Genomic DNA, 15,658 nt, shown 5'->3' with positions numbered 1-15,658 from the left:
GGCCTTCGCAAAGAGATCGCGTCGAATGACGGCGACTCCGGATCAGAGGTCGTAGACCTCAGTCGGTGACCCGGACGTTGGAGGCCTGAAGGCCTTTCTTGCCCTGGGTGACTTCGAAGGAGACCTTCTGGCCATCCTGCAGAGACTTGAAGCCTTCAGCCTGAATTTCGGAGAAGTGGACAAAGAGGTCATCGCCGCCGTCTTCCGGAGAGATGAAGCCATAGCCCTTGGTGTCGTTGAACCACTTGACAGTGCCAGTTGCCATTGTCGATTTCCTTAACTAACTAGATGATGATGCTGGGTCGGACGACCATTTACCGCGCCGTGACCCAAATGCGTGGGCAAGACAAGAAAGAAGTGCGCACTGGGTGTATCGAAGGGATCGACGTACAACTGACGACTTTTCTACTTGCTGACCAACGCCTTGGATGGTGCACCAGCACCAAGGTTGCGTCAACAGAGTGGCGCAGGGAGACTGGTACCTCCACCCTTGGTCACTGTAGATCGAAAGACCCCGGTCGTCCAGCGGCCCGGGGCTGACTGCAAGGCTTATTGAGAGACAGGCTCATGGACCACACGAACATTTCCTCGGAAGGCACACACAGCAAGCTGATCGGCTATCTGCTCTGGCTGTTCGGCTTTCTCGGTGCCCACCGTTTCTACTATGGCAAGCCGGTCACCGGTACGATCTGGTTCTTCACCTTCGGACTGCTGGGCATTGGCTGGTTGATCGACCTGTTTCTGATCCCCTCCATGGACCGCCAGGCGGACCTGCGCTTCCAGGCCGGCCCGATCAATTACTCCCTGGCCTGGCTGTTGCTGACCTTTCTGGGGGCCCTGGGGGTTCACCGCTTCTATCAGGGCAAGTGGCTCACCGGCATCCTCTATCTCTGTACCCTGGGGCTGCTCGGCCTTGGCGTGTTGTACGATTTCTGGACGCTCAACGACCAGATCTCCATGCGCCATACTGAACGGGGCATCTTCAACGGCTGAGGCATGGCAATGTTCTTCGACTCTCAGTTCTGGCCCTTTCTGGTAGCGATCACCCTGCTCAGCATCACGCCGGGAGTCGATACCCTGCTGGTCATTCGCAATACCAGCCGTGGTGGGGTTCGGGACGGCATCCTGACCAGCCTGGCGATCTGCAGCGGACTCTTCGTGCATGCCACCGTCTCGGCCCTGGGCATTTCGCTGATCCTGTTGCAGTCGGCCTGGGCGTTCGGGGTGCTCAAGCTGGTGGGGGCGGCCTATCTGATCTGGCTGGGCTTTAACGGCCTGATGGCGGCACGGCGAGGCCAGGGGTTGCCGGTAGCTAGTATCGAGGAGGAAAGCCGGGCGGTGCCTGTCTGGCGTCCACTGCGCGAAGGGCTGCTGTCCAACGTCCTCAATCCCAAGACGGTGGTCTTTTACATGGCCTTCCTGCCGCAGTTCATCTCGCCGGGCGACCCCGCGCTCGTCAAGTCGCTGTGGCTGGCGGGCGTCCACTTCATCGTCGCCAACCTGTGGCAGATCGGCGTGGTGTTGATGGTGGGCAGTGCCAGTCGCTGGCTGGCGAGCCCCGCCTTCTCGCGCTGGTTGAACGGAGTGACCGGCGGCGTGTTGATCGGGTTCGGCGTCAAGCTTGCCTTGACGCGAACCCCCGGCTGACGCCCCCGGCTTCGCCGGGAGTGTGAAGAACGCGGCTGTGCCGTTGGAAGAAGGAAGAGCGGCGCCCCGGGCCTTTAAGAGAGAAGAGTAAACCTTGACCTCCCATCCCCGGGACTAGCCTGTCTTCTTCCTTCTTCCTTCTTCCTTCTTCCTTCTTCCTTCTTCCTTCTTTCTCTCAATTCCTCGCCAGCAGCGATCCGTCATACTGCCCTTGTCGTTCCGCGGGAGTCAGCAGGGCGACGCCGCGCGTGTCTCCGCCCCGTGCGAGGCTTTCAAAGATCACCCGGTAGGTCATCACGGCCTGGACATAATGTCGGGTCTCGCGGAACGGGATGCTCTCGACGAAGAGGTCGAAGGCCTGAGGGGCATCGCGCAGCCAGCGGTCGACACGGTGTGGACCGGCGTTGTAGGCCGCCGTGGCGGCCAGGCGATTGCCGCGGTAGCGGTCGAGCATCTCGTCGATGTAGGCGCTGCCCAGGCGGATGTTGAGAGCCGGGTCGAGCACGCCGTAAGGGCCGGGGTCCGACAGGCCCAGCTTGCGACTGACGGTGGCGGCGGTGCCCGGCATCAGCTGCATCAGGCCTCGGGCGCCGGCCGGCGACAGGGCCTCTGGATTGTAGGCGCTCTCGCGGCGGGCAATGCCCATCAGTAGATAAGGGTCGACGCCGGTGCGCTCTCCCCAGCGCATGAAATCGGCACGATAGGCTTCGGGGAACCGCCACGGCAGCGAGTCCCACAACTTGGCGGCGATGGTGGTCTGCACCAGGCGTGCATGCCAGCCGCGGCGTTGTGCGTAGTCGGCCAGGGCGCGAGCTTCCTCGGTCGAGGCGCGTGCGGCGGCGGCGAACCATTCGCTGTTGGCCAGGCCGGGTTCATCGATGCGCAGCAGGGCCTCGGTGCGGCGTACTGCCGGCCAGTCGGCGACGCGCTGGCGCACTGCCGGATCGACCTGGGTGGGAGCCATGTCGAGGGCATAGGGCTGGCCCAGGCGGTCGGCGGCGGCGAAACCATAGAAATCGCGCTCGGTGGCGGCGCGCGAATAGGCGGAGCGGGCCGTGGCGTCGTCGCCGAGCTGTTCGTGGGCGCGACCCAGCCAGTACTGCCAGCGCGCCTTGTCGCGCTGCTCCGCTGTCATCCTGTCGATCCAGCCGATCACGCTGTGCCAGTCACGGTCTGCCAGCGCGACCCGAGTACGCAATACGAGCAGGTCGTCGTCGGCCAGACGTGGTATGGCGTCATCCACCCAGGCTCGGTTCTGGCGGATATCGCGAACCAGCGAGTAGAAGACCAGGTCGTGTTCGATCGAGTGGCGATGGGCTGTGTCGATCGACAGGTGCGGCGATATCTTGCGCCAGGCTTCCAGGGCGGCCTCGGTATCGGCCCGCGTGAAACCGTGCATGGCGGCCTCGAACAGCGCGCCACTGCCTTGGCAACCGGGGCCGATGCAGGTGGGAATCGTGGTGATGGCCGAGTAGTCGGCCTGCAGGCGACCCATGGCGGCCTTGCCGTCGCCCCAGTCGGGACCGAGCATGCGGCCCAGATACTTGGCGAGCCCCGTTTCTCCGTTGCGCCAGGCCAGCATCATGCGCTCCCAGATTTCCAGGGAGCCGATATCGCCGCGGGCGCGCAGCGTATCGAACAGCGGATCGCAGGCGTCCGGCTGGGAGCGGCCTTCGTGCCATAGTTCGCGTCCGCCTTGCGCCGCCTTCGCGGGTGCACTGCCCAGCAGGGCGGTATAATAGTGACATTGACGTTCGGTACTGCCGGGCACGCCATCGGCCACCGCGAGGAGATCGCCGTAGCGTCCGGCTTCACCGTAGGCCGAGATGGCCTGGCCACGCATCCAGCCCGCCAGTGGCGAGTCCGCGTGCGCATCGATGAAGTGCAGCACGCGCTCGGGACTGGCCGCGGGGAGGCGCGCCTTGAGGCGATGATAATCGACGTAGCCGGCCAGCACGTGGTGTTCGATGGCGGCCTGGTCGATGGCGTGCCAGCGCTGGTCGCGTGCCGCCTGGAGGGCGTCGTGCATGGCACGGTCATCGGCCGAAGCGGCCATCGGCAGCCACAGCAGGGCGGTGGTCAGCAAGGCTTTCCAGGAGGCGAAGGACGGGGTCCGGAGCATCGGGGTCTCTCGTTGGTTCGCCGGCATGAGCCGAGGGTGAATGAAACAGACGATTTGGCTCTGGGTCGATGTCGTCGACAAGACCGGGGCGTCCCGGTGAGGATATCCTATCGTCTGGCAGTGTGCTGCGTCTCAGGAGATCATGATGGCTCGATTCAAAGGATTGTCGCTGTTCCAGCGCTTGAGGCACCGCTCCCGAGTCTTGGGGCGGATGCGACGAGCCCTGACGCTGTTCGCTCCGATGCTAGTCGACGTGGTGCGTGGCCGCTACCGCCCCGTGCCCTGGTCGGCTATGGGATGGATGCTGCTGGCGCTGGCCTATCTGGTGTCACCGCTGGATTTGATTCCTGATTTCGTGATGCTGCTGGGCCTGGCCGACGATGTGGTCGTGGTCGGCTGGCTGCTGACGAAGGTCGACCGCGCGCTCGAAGAGTATCGGCTCTGGAGGGAAGGTGAGAATGTCGAGCGGGTATGATGCATTGGCAGGCGGGAGCGTGATGCGCTAGTTTTGATCAAACGTTCGTTTGCTACGGGTCAACCATGTCTTCCGATACTCCCGACGCCGCCGCCTGGCGGCGTGCCATCACACGTTTCGTCACGGTGATTCCCCACACGCGAGGGTTCGGCCTGACGGTGCTCGAGGCGGGCCCCGAAAGGGTGTTGCTGCGCCTGCCCTGGGATGACGATCTGCTAGGCGACTCGACGCGTGGCCTGCTGCATGGCGGTGTGGCGACCATGCTGCTGGATACGGCCTGCGGCTCGGCGGTACTGCCGGCATTGCCCGAGCCGGAGGTGTGTCCGACCCTCGACCTGCGAGTCGACCATTATCGCCCCGGTGTGGCAGGTCGGGATCTGCATGTCGAGGCCCGTGTGGTCTCGGTCACCGCCTCGGTGGTGTTCACCGAGGGGCGGCTGTGGCAATGCGCCGAGCGGCCGGTAGCGCGGGGTATCGCCAATTTCATGCGGCTCGGGGCGCGCAATACGCCTCCGGGATTCAAGCAGGCCCTGTTCGCGGCGGAGCACGACCATGAATGACCAGGATATCGAGTGGCTGGCGCGTACCCGGCAACGGGGCGATGTGGCGGCCTGGCTGGCACGGATTCCCTATGCCCGCCGTATCGGCGTGTCGGTCGAGAACGCAACGGATGGCGACGGTTTGCTGTTTCGTCTGGCGCCGTGCGAGGACAACATCGGCAACGTGCTGTTGCCAGCCCTGCATGGCGGTGTGGTCGCAGCCTTCATGGAAACCGCCGCGACCCTGGATTTGATGCTGGCAGTACGCGAGCCACGCCTGCCGCGTGTCGTCGATGTCTCGATCGATTATCTGCGCACGGCCAGGGTGGTGCCGACACTGGCGCGTTGCGAGCTGCTGCGCGAGGGGCGTCGCATGGCCAATGTGCGGGTCTGGGCCTGGCAGGAAGAAGAGAGTGCCCCGGTTGCCACTGCGCGGCTGCATTTCGCATTGGGCGGGGTGACGACGCCAGACGCTTGAAAAACACTCGGCAAGCCCCATATCGACGACAGTTATCCACTGGTGGCCGTTGCCACCGCCACCACTGTCATGTCGAGAAAGGGGTCCGAGATCGATGACCACTGCCACCCATGAGGAAACGCTTGGCTTCCAGACCGAAGTCAAACAGCTGTTGCACCTGATGATTCACTCCCTGTACTCCAACAGGGAAATCTTTTTGCGCGAGTTGATCTCCAACGCCGCCGATGCTTGCGACAAGCTGCGCTACGAGGCGCTGGACAACGATGCCATCTTCGAAGGCGACAGCGACCTGCGCATCGAGATCGAGCATGATCAGGATGCCGGGACCATCACGCTGCGCGACAATGGCATCGGCATGACCCGCGACGAGGTGATCGAGAATCTCGGCACCATTGCCCGCAGTGGCACTTCCGAGTTCCTCAAGCAGCTGTCCGGCGAGCAGCAGAAGGACGCCAAGCTGATCGGCCAGTTCGGTGTCGGCTTCTACTCCGGCTTCATCGTCGCCGACGACATCACGGTGCGTACCCGCAAGGCGGGCACCGACGCTGGCGACGGTGTCGAGTGGCGCTCTCAGGGCGAGGGCGAGTTCAGCGTGGCGGATATCGAGCTCGAGCGTCATGGCACCGAGATCGTGCTGCACCTCAAGGAGGATGCCCGCGAGTTCGCCGATGACTTCCGGCTCAAGAGTCTGGTGCGCAAGTACTCCGATCACATCGACGTGCCGGTGCGCATGCCCAAGGTCGAGAAGGCCCGCGACGAAGAGGGCAACGAGATCGAGGGCAGCGAGACCACGACCTGGGAAACCGTCAACGAGGCCACTGCGCTCTGGGTCCGGCCCAAGTCGGAGATCGATGACGAGGAGTACAAGGCCTTCTACAAGCATGTGGCCCATGACTTCTCCGATCCGCTGACCTGGAGCCACAACAAGGTCGAGGGCAAGCTGGAGTACACCAGCCTGCTGTACGTGCCGAGCCGCGCGCCCTTCGACCTGTACGAGCGTGATGGCGCCCGTGGCGTGAAGCTCTATGTGCAGCGCGTCTTCATCATGGACGATGCCGAGCAGTTCCTGCCGCTTTACCTGCGCTTCATCAAGGGCGTGCTGGATACGCGCGACCTGTCGCTCAACGTCTCCCGCGAGCTGCTCCAGCAGGACCCGCAGGTCGACAAGATCAAGTCGGCGCTGACCAAGCGTTCCCTGGACATGCTCAAGAAGCTGGCCAAGGACGACGAAGCCTACCAGACGTTCTGGAATACCTTCGGCAGCGTGCTCAAGGAGGGTCCGGCGGAGGATCACGCCAACCGCGAGAAGATCGCCGGCCTGCTGCGCTTCTCCACCACCCATACCGACAGCGCCACCCAGGACCAGTCACTGGCCGATTACATCGGGCGCATGAAGGAAGGCCAGGAGAAGATCTACTACATCGTTGCCGATGGCTTCAATGCGACCAAGAACAGCCCGCACCTGGAGATTTTCCGCAAGAAGGGCATCGAGGTCCTGCTGCTCCACGACCGTATCGATGAGTGGCTGATGAGCCACCTCACCGAGTTCGAAGGCAAGTCCTTCGTCGATGTGGCCAAGGGCGACCTCGATCTCGGCGAGGTCGAGGACGAGGAAGAGAAGAAGGCCCAGGAAGAGACCGCCAAGGCCAAGGAAGATCTGGTCAAGCGCGTCAAGGAAGCGCTGGGCGAGGCGGTGCAGGAGGTCAAGGTGACCCATCGCCTTACCGATTCCCCGGCCTGTGTGGTGCTGCCCGAACACGAAATGGGCTATCAGATGCGTCGCATCATGGAAGCCGCCGGTCAGCCGCTGCCCGAGGTCAAGCCGATCCTCGAGCTCAATCCCGAGCATGCCCTGGTGACCCGACTCGAATCGGCCGAGGGCGAAGGCTTCGAGGACCTGGCGCGGATCCTGCTCGACCAGGCCGTCATCGCCGAGGGTGGTCACCTCGACGATCCTGCAGCGTACGTCAAGCGCCTCAATACGTTGCTGAGTGCTTGACGTAGACGTCAAGTCGAAAAAACTTCAGTAACACGCACGACCCCGCCAAGGCGGGGTCGTGTCGTGTCTGGGCGGTGGTTCGACCGGCCCTTCAGGAACGTCGTCGACGATGGCATCGACGTCATCGCCTTGAGAAAGGATCCCGTCTCAGGTAATGATAGCCGGCTCGAGTCGTGAATAACGATAAACCTGAAAGGGGAGATCCAACGTGAAGATTGGTGCACCCAAGGAGTGCGCTGAAGGGGAAGCGCGTGTCGCGCTGACCCCGGAGAGCGCCCAGCATCTCCAGAAGCTTGGACACACATGCTTGGTGGAAACCGGCGCCGGAGCGGCGGCCGGATTCGACGACACGGCCTATCGCGAGGCCGGCGTCGAAGTGATCGAAGGTGCCGAGGCGCTGTGGGAAGCGGCCGATGTCGTCATCAAGGTGCGCGAGCCTTCCGATGCAGAGGCCGGGCGCCTGCGGCAGGGCAAGACGCTGATTTCCTTCTTCTGGCCGGCCCAGAACGAGGAACTGCTGGAGCGTTGCCGTGCCACCGGTGCCAATGTCATCGCCATGGACATGGTGCCGCGCATTTCCCGGGCCCAGAAGATGGACGCCCTGTCTTCCACCGCCAATATTGCCGGTTATCGGGCGGTGATCGAGGCGGGCAATCAGTTCGGGCGTTTCTTCACCGGCCAGGTGACCGCAGCGGGCAAGGTGCCGCCGGCCAAGGTGCTGGTGGTTGGCGCCGGGGTGGCCGGGCTGGCCGCTATCGGTACCGCCACCAGCCTGGGGGCGGTGGTGCGCGCCTTCGACGTGCGGCCCGAGGTGGCCGAGCAGATCGAGTCGATGGGCGCCGAATTCCTGTTCCTCGACTTCGATGATGCCGAGGATGGCTCGGAAAGCGGTGGTTATGCCAAGCCTTCCAGCCCCGAGTTCCGCGAGAAGCAGCTCGCGCTGTTCCGCGAGCAGGCTCCGGACGTGGACATCGTCATCACCACGGCCCTGATTCCGGGCAAGCCGGCACCCAAGCTGTGGCTGGAGGACATGGTCAAGGCCATGAAGCCGGGTTCCGTGATCGTCGACCTGGCCGCCGAGCGGGGCGGCAACTGCGATCTCACCGAGCCCGACCAGCGCATCGTGACCGACAACGGCGTGGTCATCGTCGGCTACACCGACTTTCCCTCGCGGATGGCGACGCAGGCCTCGCTGCTGTATGCCACCAACGTCCGTCACATGCTCACCGACCTCACTCCGGAGAAGGATGGCCAGCTCCATCACGACATGGAGGACGATGTCATCCGCGGCTCCACGGTGGCGTACGAGGGCGAGATCACCTTCCCGCCGCCGCCGCCCAAGGTGCAGGCCATCGGGGCGGCCAAGCCGAAGCCCAAGGAGAAGGAGCCGACCCCGGAGGAGAAGAAGGCCGCCGAGCACGCCGCCTTCGTCACCCAGACCAAGCGTCAGGTGGGCATGCTCGCCGTTGGTGGTGCGCTGATGCTGCTGCTCGGCCAGGTGGCGCCGACCTCCTTCATGCAGCACTTCATCGTCTTCGTGCTGGCTTGTTTCGTCGGCTTCCAGGTCATCTGGGGCGTGAGCCATTCCCTGCATACCCCGTTGATGGCAGTGACCAATGCGATCTCCGGCATCATCGTGCTGGGGGCGATACTGCAGATCGGTTCGGGCAGCGTCCTGGTGGGGCTGCTGGCGGCGATTTCGGTACTGATCGCGACCATCAATATCGTGGGCGGCTTCCTGGTGACACGCCGGATGCTGGCCATGTTCCAGAAATCATAAGCCGCGGGGAGACACCATGTTGAGTCAAGGATTCGTGTCCGCCGCGGCGATCGCGGCGAGTGTATTGTTCATCCTCTCGCTCGGGGGGTTGAGTAACCAGGAAAAGGCCAAGCGCGCGGTGTGGTACGGCATCGTCGGTATGGCCGTGGCCGTGCTGTTCACCGCCTTCGGGCCAGGGATCGGCGGCTACTGGTGGATGGTACCGATGATGATCATCGGGGCCGGTATCGGCGTCTATGTGGCGAAGAAGGTCGACATGACCGAGATGCCGCAGCTGGTGGCGGCGCTGCACAGTTTCGTCGGCCTGGCGGCGGTGTTCGTCGGCTTCAATGCCGATCTGGAACGTCGTCGCGTACTGGCCGCCGATGGCGCCAGCGAGGGCTTCTCGGCCTTTGCCGCCCTGGTTGCCGAAAAGACGCCGGCAGAGCTGACCTTCCTGCAGATCGAGGTGGTACTGGGGGTCTTCATCGGCGCGGTGACCTTTACCGGTTCGGTAATCGCCTTCGGCAAGCTGGCCGGCAAGGTCGATGGCAAGCCGCGTCAGCTGCCCGGTGGGCATCTGCTCAATGCCGGTGCGGCGGTGCTGGCACTGCTGCTGGCCATTCTCTACCTGAACGGCGCCGGTTTCTGGACGCTGTTGCTGCTGGCCGCATTGGCCTTGTTCATCGGTTATCACCTGATCATGGGCATCGGCGGCGCCGACATGCCGGTGGTGGTGTCGATGCTCAACAGCTATTCCGGTTGGGCGGCGGCAGCCATCGGCTTCACGCTCTCCAATGACCTGCTGATCGTCACCGGTGCTCTGGTGGGTTCCTCGGGTGCCATCCTCTCCTACATCATGTGCAAGGCGATGAACCGCAACTTCATCAACGTGATTCTGGGAGGCTTCGGCGGCAGTCAGGGACCGGCCGCGGAGATCGAAGGCGAACAGGTGGCCATCGATACCGGTGGCGTGGCCAGCGCTCTGAACGATGCCGACCGCGTGATCATCGTGCCGGGCTATGGCATGGCGGTGGCCCAGGCGCAGAACGCCGTGAGCGAACTGACCCGCAAGCTGCGCAGCGCCGGTAAGGACGTGCGCTTCGGCATCCATCCCGTGGCGGGGCGCTTGCCGGGGCACATGAACGTGCTGCTGGCCGAGGCCAAGGTGCCTTACGACATCGTGCTGGAAATGGACGAGATCAACGACGACTTCGCCGATACCGATGTGGTGATCGTCATCGGCTCCAACGATATCGTCAATCCGGCTGCCCAGGAGGACCCCAACAGCCCCATCGCCGGCATGCCGGTGCTGCGGGTCTGGGAAGCCAAGCAGGTCTTCGTCTGCAAGCGAGGTCAGGGAACCGGTTACTCCGGTATCGAGAACCCGCTGTTCTTCAAGGAGAACACGCGCATGCTCTACGGCGACGCCCGTTCGAGCATCGATACCCTGGTGCCGCTGATCGAGTGAGCGATCGGGCCGGCAGGTGTCGGCCCGTTTCAGCGTATTTTCAACGCCCCGTCCCGGGGCGTTTTTCGTTACAATCCCAGCATCATTTTCTGCCTGGGATGACCATGTCTGACGAGTGCAACAGGGTGACGGTGCTTGGCGGTGGCAGTTTCGGTACCGCGCTCGCCAGTATCGCCGCCGACAATGGCTTCGAGGTGCGTCAGTGGCTGCGCGATCCCGAACTCGCCGCACAGATCAATCGTGAACACCGCAATGGCCGTTATCTCCCCGATTACGCCATCAACCCCGCTGTATCGGCATATACTCAACTGAGTGAAGCGCTCGAGGGCTCGGGCCTGGTGCTGGTGGCGATTCCTTCCAAGGGATTTCGCGACGTGGTACGCCAGGCGCGCCCCTGGCTGGATCCGGAATGCATTCTGGTCAGTACTACCAAGGGCATCCAGGAAGAGGGCTTCAAGCTGATGAGCCAGATCCTGGAGGAGGAAACTGGCGGCCGGCATATCGGGGTGCTCTCGGGGCCCAACCTGGCCTCCGAGGTCGCCGAGCGCCAACTGACCGCCACGGTGATCGCCAGCCATGATCCCTTGACCCGAACCCGCGTCCAGACCGCGCTGGGATGCGACTATTTTCGCGTCTATGCCAGCAACGACCGCTATGGCGTGGAGCTTGGCGGTGCCCTGAAGAACATCTATGCCATCGCCGCGGGGATGGCGGCAGCACTGGGCATGGGGGAGAACACCCGCAGCATGCTGATGACGCGGGCGCTGGCCGAGATGAGCCGCTTCGCCGTGGCCCAGGGCGCCAACCCCATGACCTTTCTGGGACTCGCCGGCGTGGGCGATCTCATCGTTACCTGCTCGTCGAACCTGTCGCGCAACTATCGCGTAGGCTTCGCCCTGGGCGAGGGGCGCAACCTCGACGAGGCAATCGAATCGCTCGGCCAGGTGGCCGAGGGCGTCAACACGGTACGACTGGTGCGTGACATGGCTCGGCAGGAAGGCGTCTACATGCCGCTTGCCGAAGGACTTTATCAAGTGCTGTTCCGGGATGTGCCGGCCAGGGACATGGCGCGTCTGCTGATGCTGGGCGAACAGAGCAGCGACGTGGAATTCGTCTTATCCAGGGAGAATGTGCAGCGCGATCACCGAGATTCCGGAGACGAGAATGGCTGAAACCCTGTTGATCATGCGCCATGGCGAGGCGAGAGCGGGAAGTCCCGACCCTGCGCGTGAACTGACGGACCGGGGCCATCGCGAGGCGGCCCGCATGGCGGCCTGGCTGGCCGGACGCGATGACCTGGATCTGTCTCGGTTGCGCTTGCTGACGAGCCCGTATCGTCGTGCCCAGCAGACCGCTGAGCACATTGCCGACGCCTTGGGAGTGACCGCGTAGTCCCTGTCGCTGATTACCCCCGACGATCCGCCCGGCGCGGTGCTTGACTGGCTGCTGGAGTCGCCGCCCGAAACGCCCATCATGCTGGTCAGTCACATGCCGCTGGTCGGCGCCCTGGCCGGGTTGCTGGTGGAAGGCCGCAGCGACCATGGCCTTGGCCTGCCCACCGCCGGTATCGCCGAACTGGTCGCCGACGTGCCGGCGGCCGGCTGCGCACGCCTGACTCGCCTCACCATGCCCGACGATCTCCCACGATCCGGAGTCATTCGATCATGAGCTTCATCGTCAATAACCGTGTCCATGTGAATCCTGGCTACGAGGCCGAATTCGAGGCTCGTTTTCGCGCCCGTGCCGGCGAGATCGACAAGCAGCCCGGCTTCGTTGCCATGCGGGTGCTGCGCCCGCAGGGCAACCAGGCTCCCTATGTCGTCGAGACCGAGTGGGAAAGCCAGGAGGCCTTTCGTACCTGGGTGGGCAGCGACGACTTCAAGCGAGCCCACGCCAACCCGATGCCGCCCGAGGCGACAGCTGAGGGCGGTGGCCTCGAGCAATTCGAGGTGGTGGAGGGCACTGATACTGCCGCGAACGTCTAGATCAACCCCGCCACGCGCAGGACAAAGACGCCGGCCGTGATCGTGATGCTCGCCATCAGTGTGGTGAGGGCGATGATGTTGGCGGTGAGCGTTTCGTCGCCGCCCATCGCCTTGGCCATGACGAAAGCCGCCGCCGCTGTGGGGCTGGCGAAGAACAGGAACATCACGCCCAGTTCGCGCCCTTCGAAGCCAAGTGACCAGGCCGCCGCTGTGGCCATGAAGGGAATGCCGACCATCTTCCAGGTGCTGGCGCCCAGTGCGGGTCCATATCCCTTCTTCAGGGCGCGGGTCGATAGGGTGGCACCAATGCAGATCAGGGCCAGCGGGAGCGTCAGCGAGGCGAAATAGTCCCCGGTGGTGGCCAGCCAGTGCGGTAACCGAACCTCGAGCAGTGCCAGGGGCGTGGCCAGCAGGACGGCCAGGATCAAGGGATTGGTCAGGATATGCTTGGCGATGCTTCGCCACTGGACTTGCCGTGCACCGTTTTCCCTCGGTCGGTAGAAGCTGAGCACGACCACCGACAGAACGTTATAGGTCAGGATCACTACGCCCAGCAGCAGCCCGCCAATGGACAGCCCGGCCTCGCCGTACATGCCACTGGCCAGGGCCATGCCGACGATGCCGCAGTTGCCACGAAACGCCCCCTGGACGTAGACACCGCGCAGGTGACGGGGATGGCGCCAAGTCGACCACGCCCAGGACAACAGGAAACTGGCCAGGGTCGCCAGGGCGAAGAAGACGAGCAACCAGGGGTTGAAGGTGTTTTCCAGATCCGCGCCGATCAGGCTCAGGAAGATGAGAGTCGGCAGAGTGCCCCGGAAGACCAGCCTGGAAGCGGTGTTGACGAAGGCCTGATCGATCCAGCCCAGGCGCTTGAGACCGATGCCGATGAACACCATGGCGAAGACGGGAAGGGTGATGCCGAGAGTGCCGAGGAAAATATCGATCAGGGACATGCGGACATCCTGTGTCGGTTCTGACCCCGTCCTCGGGGATACTCAAGAGCTAAAACTTTAGTTTAATTTTACCATGTGATTGCTTGTCAGTCATTGCAGTGCCGTTTAGCTTGTCATTTGTATGATGTATTACATGAGGTCTTGAGTGCCTCATGTCACCGTGAGGCAGAACAAGGGGACGATCAGGTGAACTTTACACGCGAAGATGTCAAACAGGCGATCAGCGACGGGTTGCTGTCCTTCCCGGTCACCGATTTCGATGCCGAGGGGCGCTTCGATGCCGAGAGCTACAGCCGGCGACTGGAGTGGTTCATCAGCCACGAGATCTCGGCGGTGTTCGTCGCCGGGGGGACCGGGGAGTTCTTCAACCTCTCCCAGGACGAGTTCCGGGAGATCGTACGCCTGGCGGTGAAGGTGGTCGACGGCAAGCTGCCGGTGATCGCCAGCGCTGGCCTCAGCGTGGCCACGGGCAGCGCCTTCGCCAGGATCGCCGAGGAGGAGGGCGCCGACGGTATCCTGCTGATGCCGCCTTATCTGACGGAATGCCCCCAGGACGGCCTGGTCGAGTATGCACGCCAGATTTGTGACTCGATCTCCATCAGCGTGATCTATTACAACCGCGGCAATGGCGTGATGAAACCAGCCTCGGTGCAGCGTCTGGCCGATGCCTGCCCCAACCTGATCGGTCTCAAGGACGGCAAGGGCGACATGCAGGCCCTGAACCGGATCATCAAGACCGTCGGCGATCGACTTGCCTACGTGGGCGGCGTGCCCACCGCCGAGATCATGGCCGAAGCGTACCTGGCCGTCGGAGTGAATACTTACTCCAGCGCGGTGTTCAACTTCGTGCCGGATATGGCGGTGACCTTCTACAAGGCACTGCGGGCTGGCGATAGCGATACGGTGCGACGCATCTCACGCGAGTTCTTCCTGCCTTTCGTCGATCTGCGCGACAACAAGGCCGGCTATGCGGTCAGCCTGATCAAGGCCGGCACCGAGATCATTGGGCGTCCCTCCGGTAGCGTACGCGCGCCACTCGAGATGCCCAGTGCCGAGGAGCGAGCTCGACTGGAATCTCTGGTCGAAGTCGCCAAGGGCTTCTGAGAGTCCACCTTCACCCAACTCAACAATGACAGCGAAGAGGTGAATTTCATGAGCATGCCCAGCATCTACAAGACACTTGGAACCTCTGTGCTAATGGCCGGTATGGCCTTCGGCAGCGCCGCCGCCATGGCCGCTGATGGCCCGCTGCGCGGCAACGTCCGCGTGGTGATCGGCTCGACCTCCACCGGGGGCGATACCTATCAGAACTCCAGTATCGTCGCCGATGCCCTGGCCGAACACCTCGATATCAACATGAAGGTGGATGCCGTCGGCGCGAGCTCGGCGTTCCGCTTCCTGGATCGCGATTCCCGCGGCAACACCCTGATGATCTTCCACGATCAGTCCTACCTCGGGCACCTGTACGGTGTTCAGGGGTATGACGACATCTTCGAGAAGTACACCATCGGGCCGACCGTCGCCATCAACCCCGGTAACGCTTATCTGGTACCCAAGGACTCGCCTTACCAGACCCTGAATGACGTGATCGAGGCGGTGGGTAACGGCGAAGAGGTACGCGTCGCCATCCAGCCTGGGGGAGTCTCGGAGATCGGCTTCAGTGCGCTGAAGAACGCCATCGCCATCGAGCATCCGGGCATGGAGGACAACCTGGTGGCCGTCAACACGGGTTCTCAGGCTGACAAGAACCAGCAGCTCTTTGACGACCAGGCTGACATGATCAACGGCACCGTACAGGCCAACGAACAGTACACTCGCCTGCCCGAAGATGATCAGAAGGCCATGCGCTTCCTCTGGCTCACGGCACGCAACAGCACCATCGAGCAGGCGCCGGAAGACGGCCTCGGCCAGACCACTCGTGAGCAGCTGCTGCAGTACGTCGAGCCCAATGTCTCCGTACCCATGGGCAACGGCGACAATTTCACTTTCGATAAGGAATTCTTCTTCCTCTACAACAAGGACATGGATCAGGCCATCGTCGACCAGATCGATCAGGCGCTCACCGAGATCTATGCCGAGGGCGAGATCCAGGAAACCCAGAAGAACTCCTTCTTCATCCCCAACTTCAAGCCGTCTGATGAAGCCGCTGAATACCTGGAGACCAAGATGTCCGTCTACGAGGACATCATCACCAACATCCAGTAAGGCGGTATCGCCGGCGGGGAGA

17 protein-coding genes are annotated in these 15,658 nt (G+C 63.1%); 14 read left to right on the top strand and 3 right to left on the bottom strand.

The window, feature by feature from the left end; translation table 11 throughout:
- Positions 1-58: 58 nt before the first annotated feature.
- Positions 59-265 carry a cold-shock protein gene (locus tag HELO_RS13375; RefSeq protein ID WP_013333187.1) on the bottom strand — a complete coding sequence of 69 codons (207 nt, stop codon included), beginning with the start codon at positions 263-265 and terminating at the stop codon, positions 59-61.
- A gap of 302 nt (positions 266-567) precedes the next feature.
- On the opposite strand from HELO_RS13375, the gene HELO_RS13370 reads away from it, so the two are divergent.
- Complete coding sequence (locus tag HELO_RS13370; RefSeq protein ID WP_013333186.1) at positions 568-993, top strand: TM2 domain-containing protein; 426 nt, start codon at positions 568-570, stop codon at positions 991-993.
- A 9-nt stretch (positions 994-1,002) separates the two neighbouring features.
- Positions 1,003-1,647, top strand: coding sequence for a LysE family translocator (locus tag HELO_RS13365; RefSeq protein WP_013333185.1), 645 nt, complete (start codon positions 1,003-1,005; stop codon positions 1,645-1,647).
- Between the two features lie 175 nt (positions 1,648-1,822).
- Here HELO_RS13365 and HELO_RS13360 read toward each other — a convergent pair whose 3' ends face one another.
- Positions 1,823-3,769: a transglycosylase SLT domain-containing protein gene (locus HELO_RS13360; protein WP_109637491.1), complete on the bottom strand. Its 1,947-nt coding sequence runs from the start codon at positions 3,767-3,769 to the stop codon at positions 1,823-1,825.
- Between the two features lie 145 nt (positions 3,770-3,914).
- Between HELO_RS13360 and HELO_RS13355 the strand changes: the two genes are divergently transcribed.
- The 10 genes from HELO_RS13355 (at position 3,915) to HELO_RS13315 (ending at position 12,475) form a co-directional block, all read left to right on the top strand.
- Entirely contained in the window at positions 3,915-4,244 is a 330-nt protein-coding gene (locus HELO_RS13355; protein WP_013333183.1) for a YkvA family protein, read from the top strand.
- A 65-nt stretch (positions 4,245-4,309) separates the two neighbouring features.
- Entirely contained in the window at positions 4,310-4,804 is a 495-nt protein-coding gene (locus HELO_RS13350) for a PaaI family thioesterase (RefSeq protein WP_013333182.1), read from the top strand.
- Positions 4,797-5,261: a PaaI family thioesterase gene (locus tag HELO_RS13345; protein WP_013333181.1), complete on the top strand. Its 465-nt coding sequence runs from the start codon at positions 4,797-4,799 to the stop codon at positions 5,259-5,261. Before HELO_RS13350 ends, HELO_RS13345 begins: the two co-directional genes overlap by 8 nt.
- 94 nt (positions 5,262-5,355) lie before the next feature.
- Positions 5,356-7,260 (top strand): molecular chaperone HtpG, encoded by a 1,905-nt coding sequence (gene htpG / locus HELO_RS13340; RefSeq protein WP_013333180.1) that lies wholly within the window; start codon positions 5,356-5,358, stop codon positions 7,258-7,260.
- 208 nt (positions 7,261-7,468) lie between these two features.
- A complete protein-coding gene (locus HELO_RS13335; protein WP_013333179.1) occupies positions 7,469-9,040 on the top strand; it encodes a Re/Si-specific NAD(P)(+) transhydrogenase subunit alpha in 1,572 nt (523 codons plus the stop codon).
- Between the two features lie 16 nt (positions 9,041-9,056).
- Entirely contained in the window at positions 9,057-10,490 is a 1,434-nt protein-coding gene (locus HELO_RS13330) for an NAD(P)(+) transhydrogenase (Re/Si-specific) subunit beta (protein WP_013333178.1), read from the top strand.
- A 104-nt stretch (positions 10,491-10,594) separates the two neighbouring features.
- A complete protein-coding gene (locus HELO_RS13325; protein WP_013333177.1) occupies positions 10,595-11,662 on the top strand; it encodes an NAD(P)H-dependent glycerol-3-phosphate dehydrogenase in 1,068 nt (355 codons plus the stop codon).
- Positions 11,655-11,882, top strand: a complete 228-nt coding sequence (locus HELO_RS19440) for a SixA phosphatase family protein (protein ID WP_321464567.1) — start codon at positions 11,655-11,657, stop codon at positions 11,880-11,882. The genes HELO_RS13325 and HELO_RS19440 overlap by 8 nt, the downstream gene beginning before the upstream one ends.
- 39 nt (positions 11,883-11,921) lie before the next feature.
- Entirely contained in the window at positions 11,922-12,158 is a 237-nt protein-coding gene (locus tag HELO_RS19435; protein ID WP_013333176.1) for a hypothetical protein, read from the top strand.
- On the top strand, positions 12,155-12,475 hold the full coding sequence (locus HELO_RS13315; protein WP_013333175.1) for an antibiotic biosynthesis monooxygenase family protein: 321 nt from the start codon (positions 12,155-12,157) through the stop codon (positions 12,473-12,475). Before HELO_RS19435 ends, HELO_RS13315 begins: the two co-directional genes overlap by 4 nt.
- Here the strand turns inward: HELO_RS13315 and HELO_RS13310 are convergent.
- The gene (locus tag HELO_RS13310) at positions 12,472-13,431 is read right to left on the bottom strand and encodes an AEC family transporter (RefSeq protein ID WP_013333174.1); all 960 of its coding nucleotides are present in this window, start codon (positions 13,429-13,431) and stop codon (positions 12,472-12,474) included. The two genes, HELO_RS13315 and HELO_RS13310, sit on opposite strands and share 4 nt — an antisense overlap.
- Positions 13,432-13,617: 186 nt before the next feature.
- Between HELO_RS13310 and kdgD the strand changes: the two genes are divergently transcribed.
- Together kdgD and HELO_RS13300 are read left to right on the top strand one after the other, a co-directional pair.
- The gene (gene kdgD, locus HELO_RS13305; RefSeq protein WP_013333173.1) at positions 13,618-14,535 is read left to right on the top strand and encodes a 5-dehydro-4-deoxyglucarate dehydratase; all 918 of its coding nucleotides are present in this window, start codon (positions 13,618-13,620) and stop codon (positions 14,533-14,535) included.
- 48 nt (positions 14,536-14,583) lie between these two features.
- A complete protein-coding gene (locus HELO_RS13300) occupies positions 14,584-15,636 on the top strand; it encodes an ABC transporter substrate-binding protein (RefSeq protein WP_013333172.1) in 1,053 nt (350 codons plus the stop codon).
- The last annotated feature ends 22 nt before the right edge of the window (positions 15,637-15,658 follow it).

Source organism: Halomonas elongata DSM 2581 (genome assembly GCF_000196875.2).
GTDB classification, from domain to species: Bacteria; Pseudomonadota; Gammaproteobacteria; order Pseudomonadales; family Halomonadaceae; genus Halomonas; species Halomonas elongata.
This window is presented reverse-complemented; position numbering and strand designations above follow the sequence as displayed.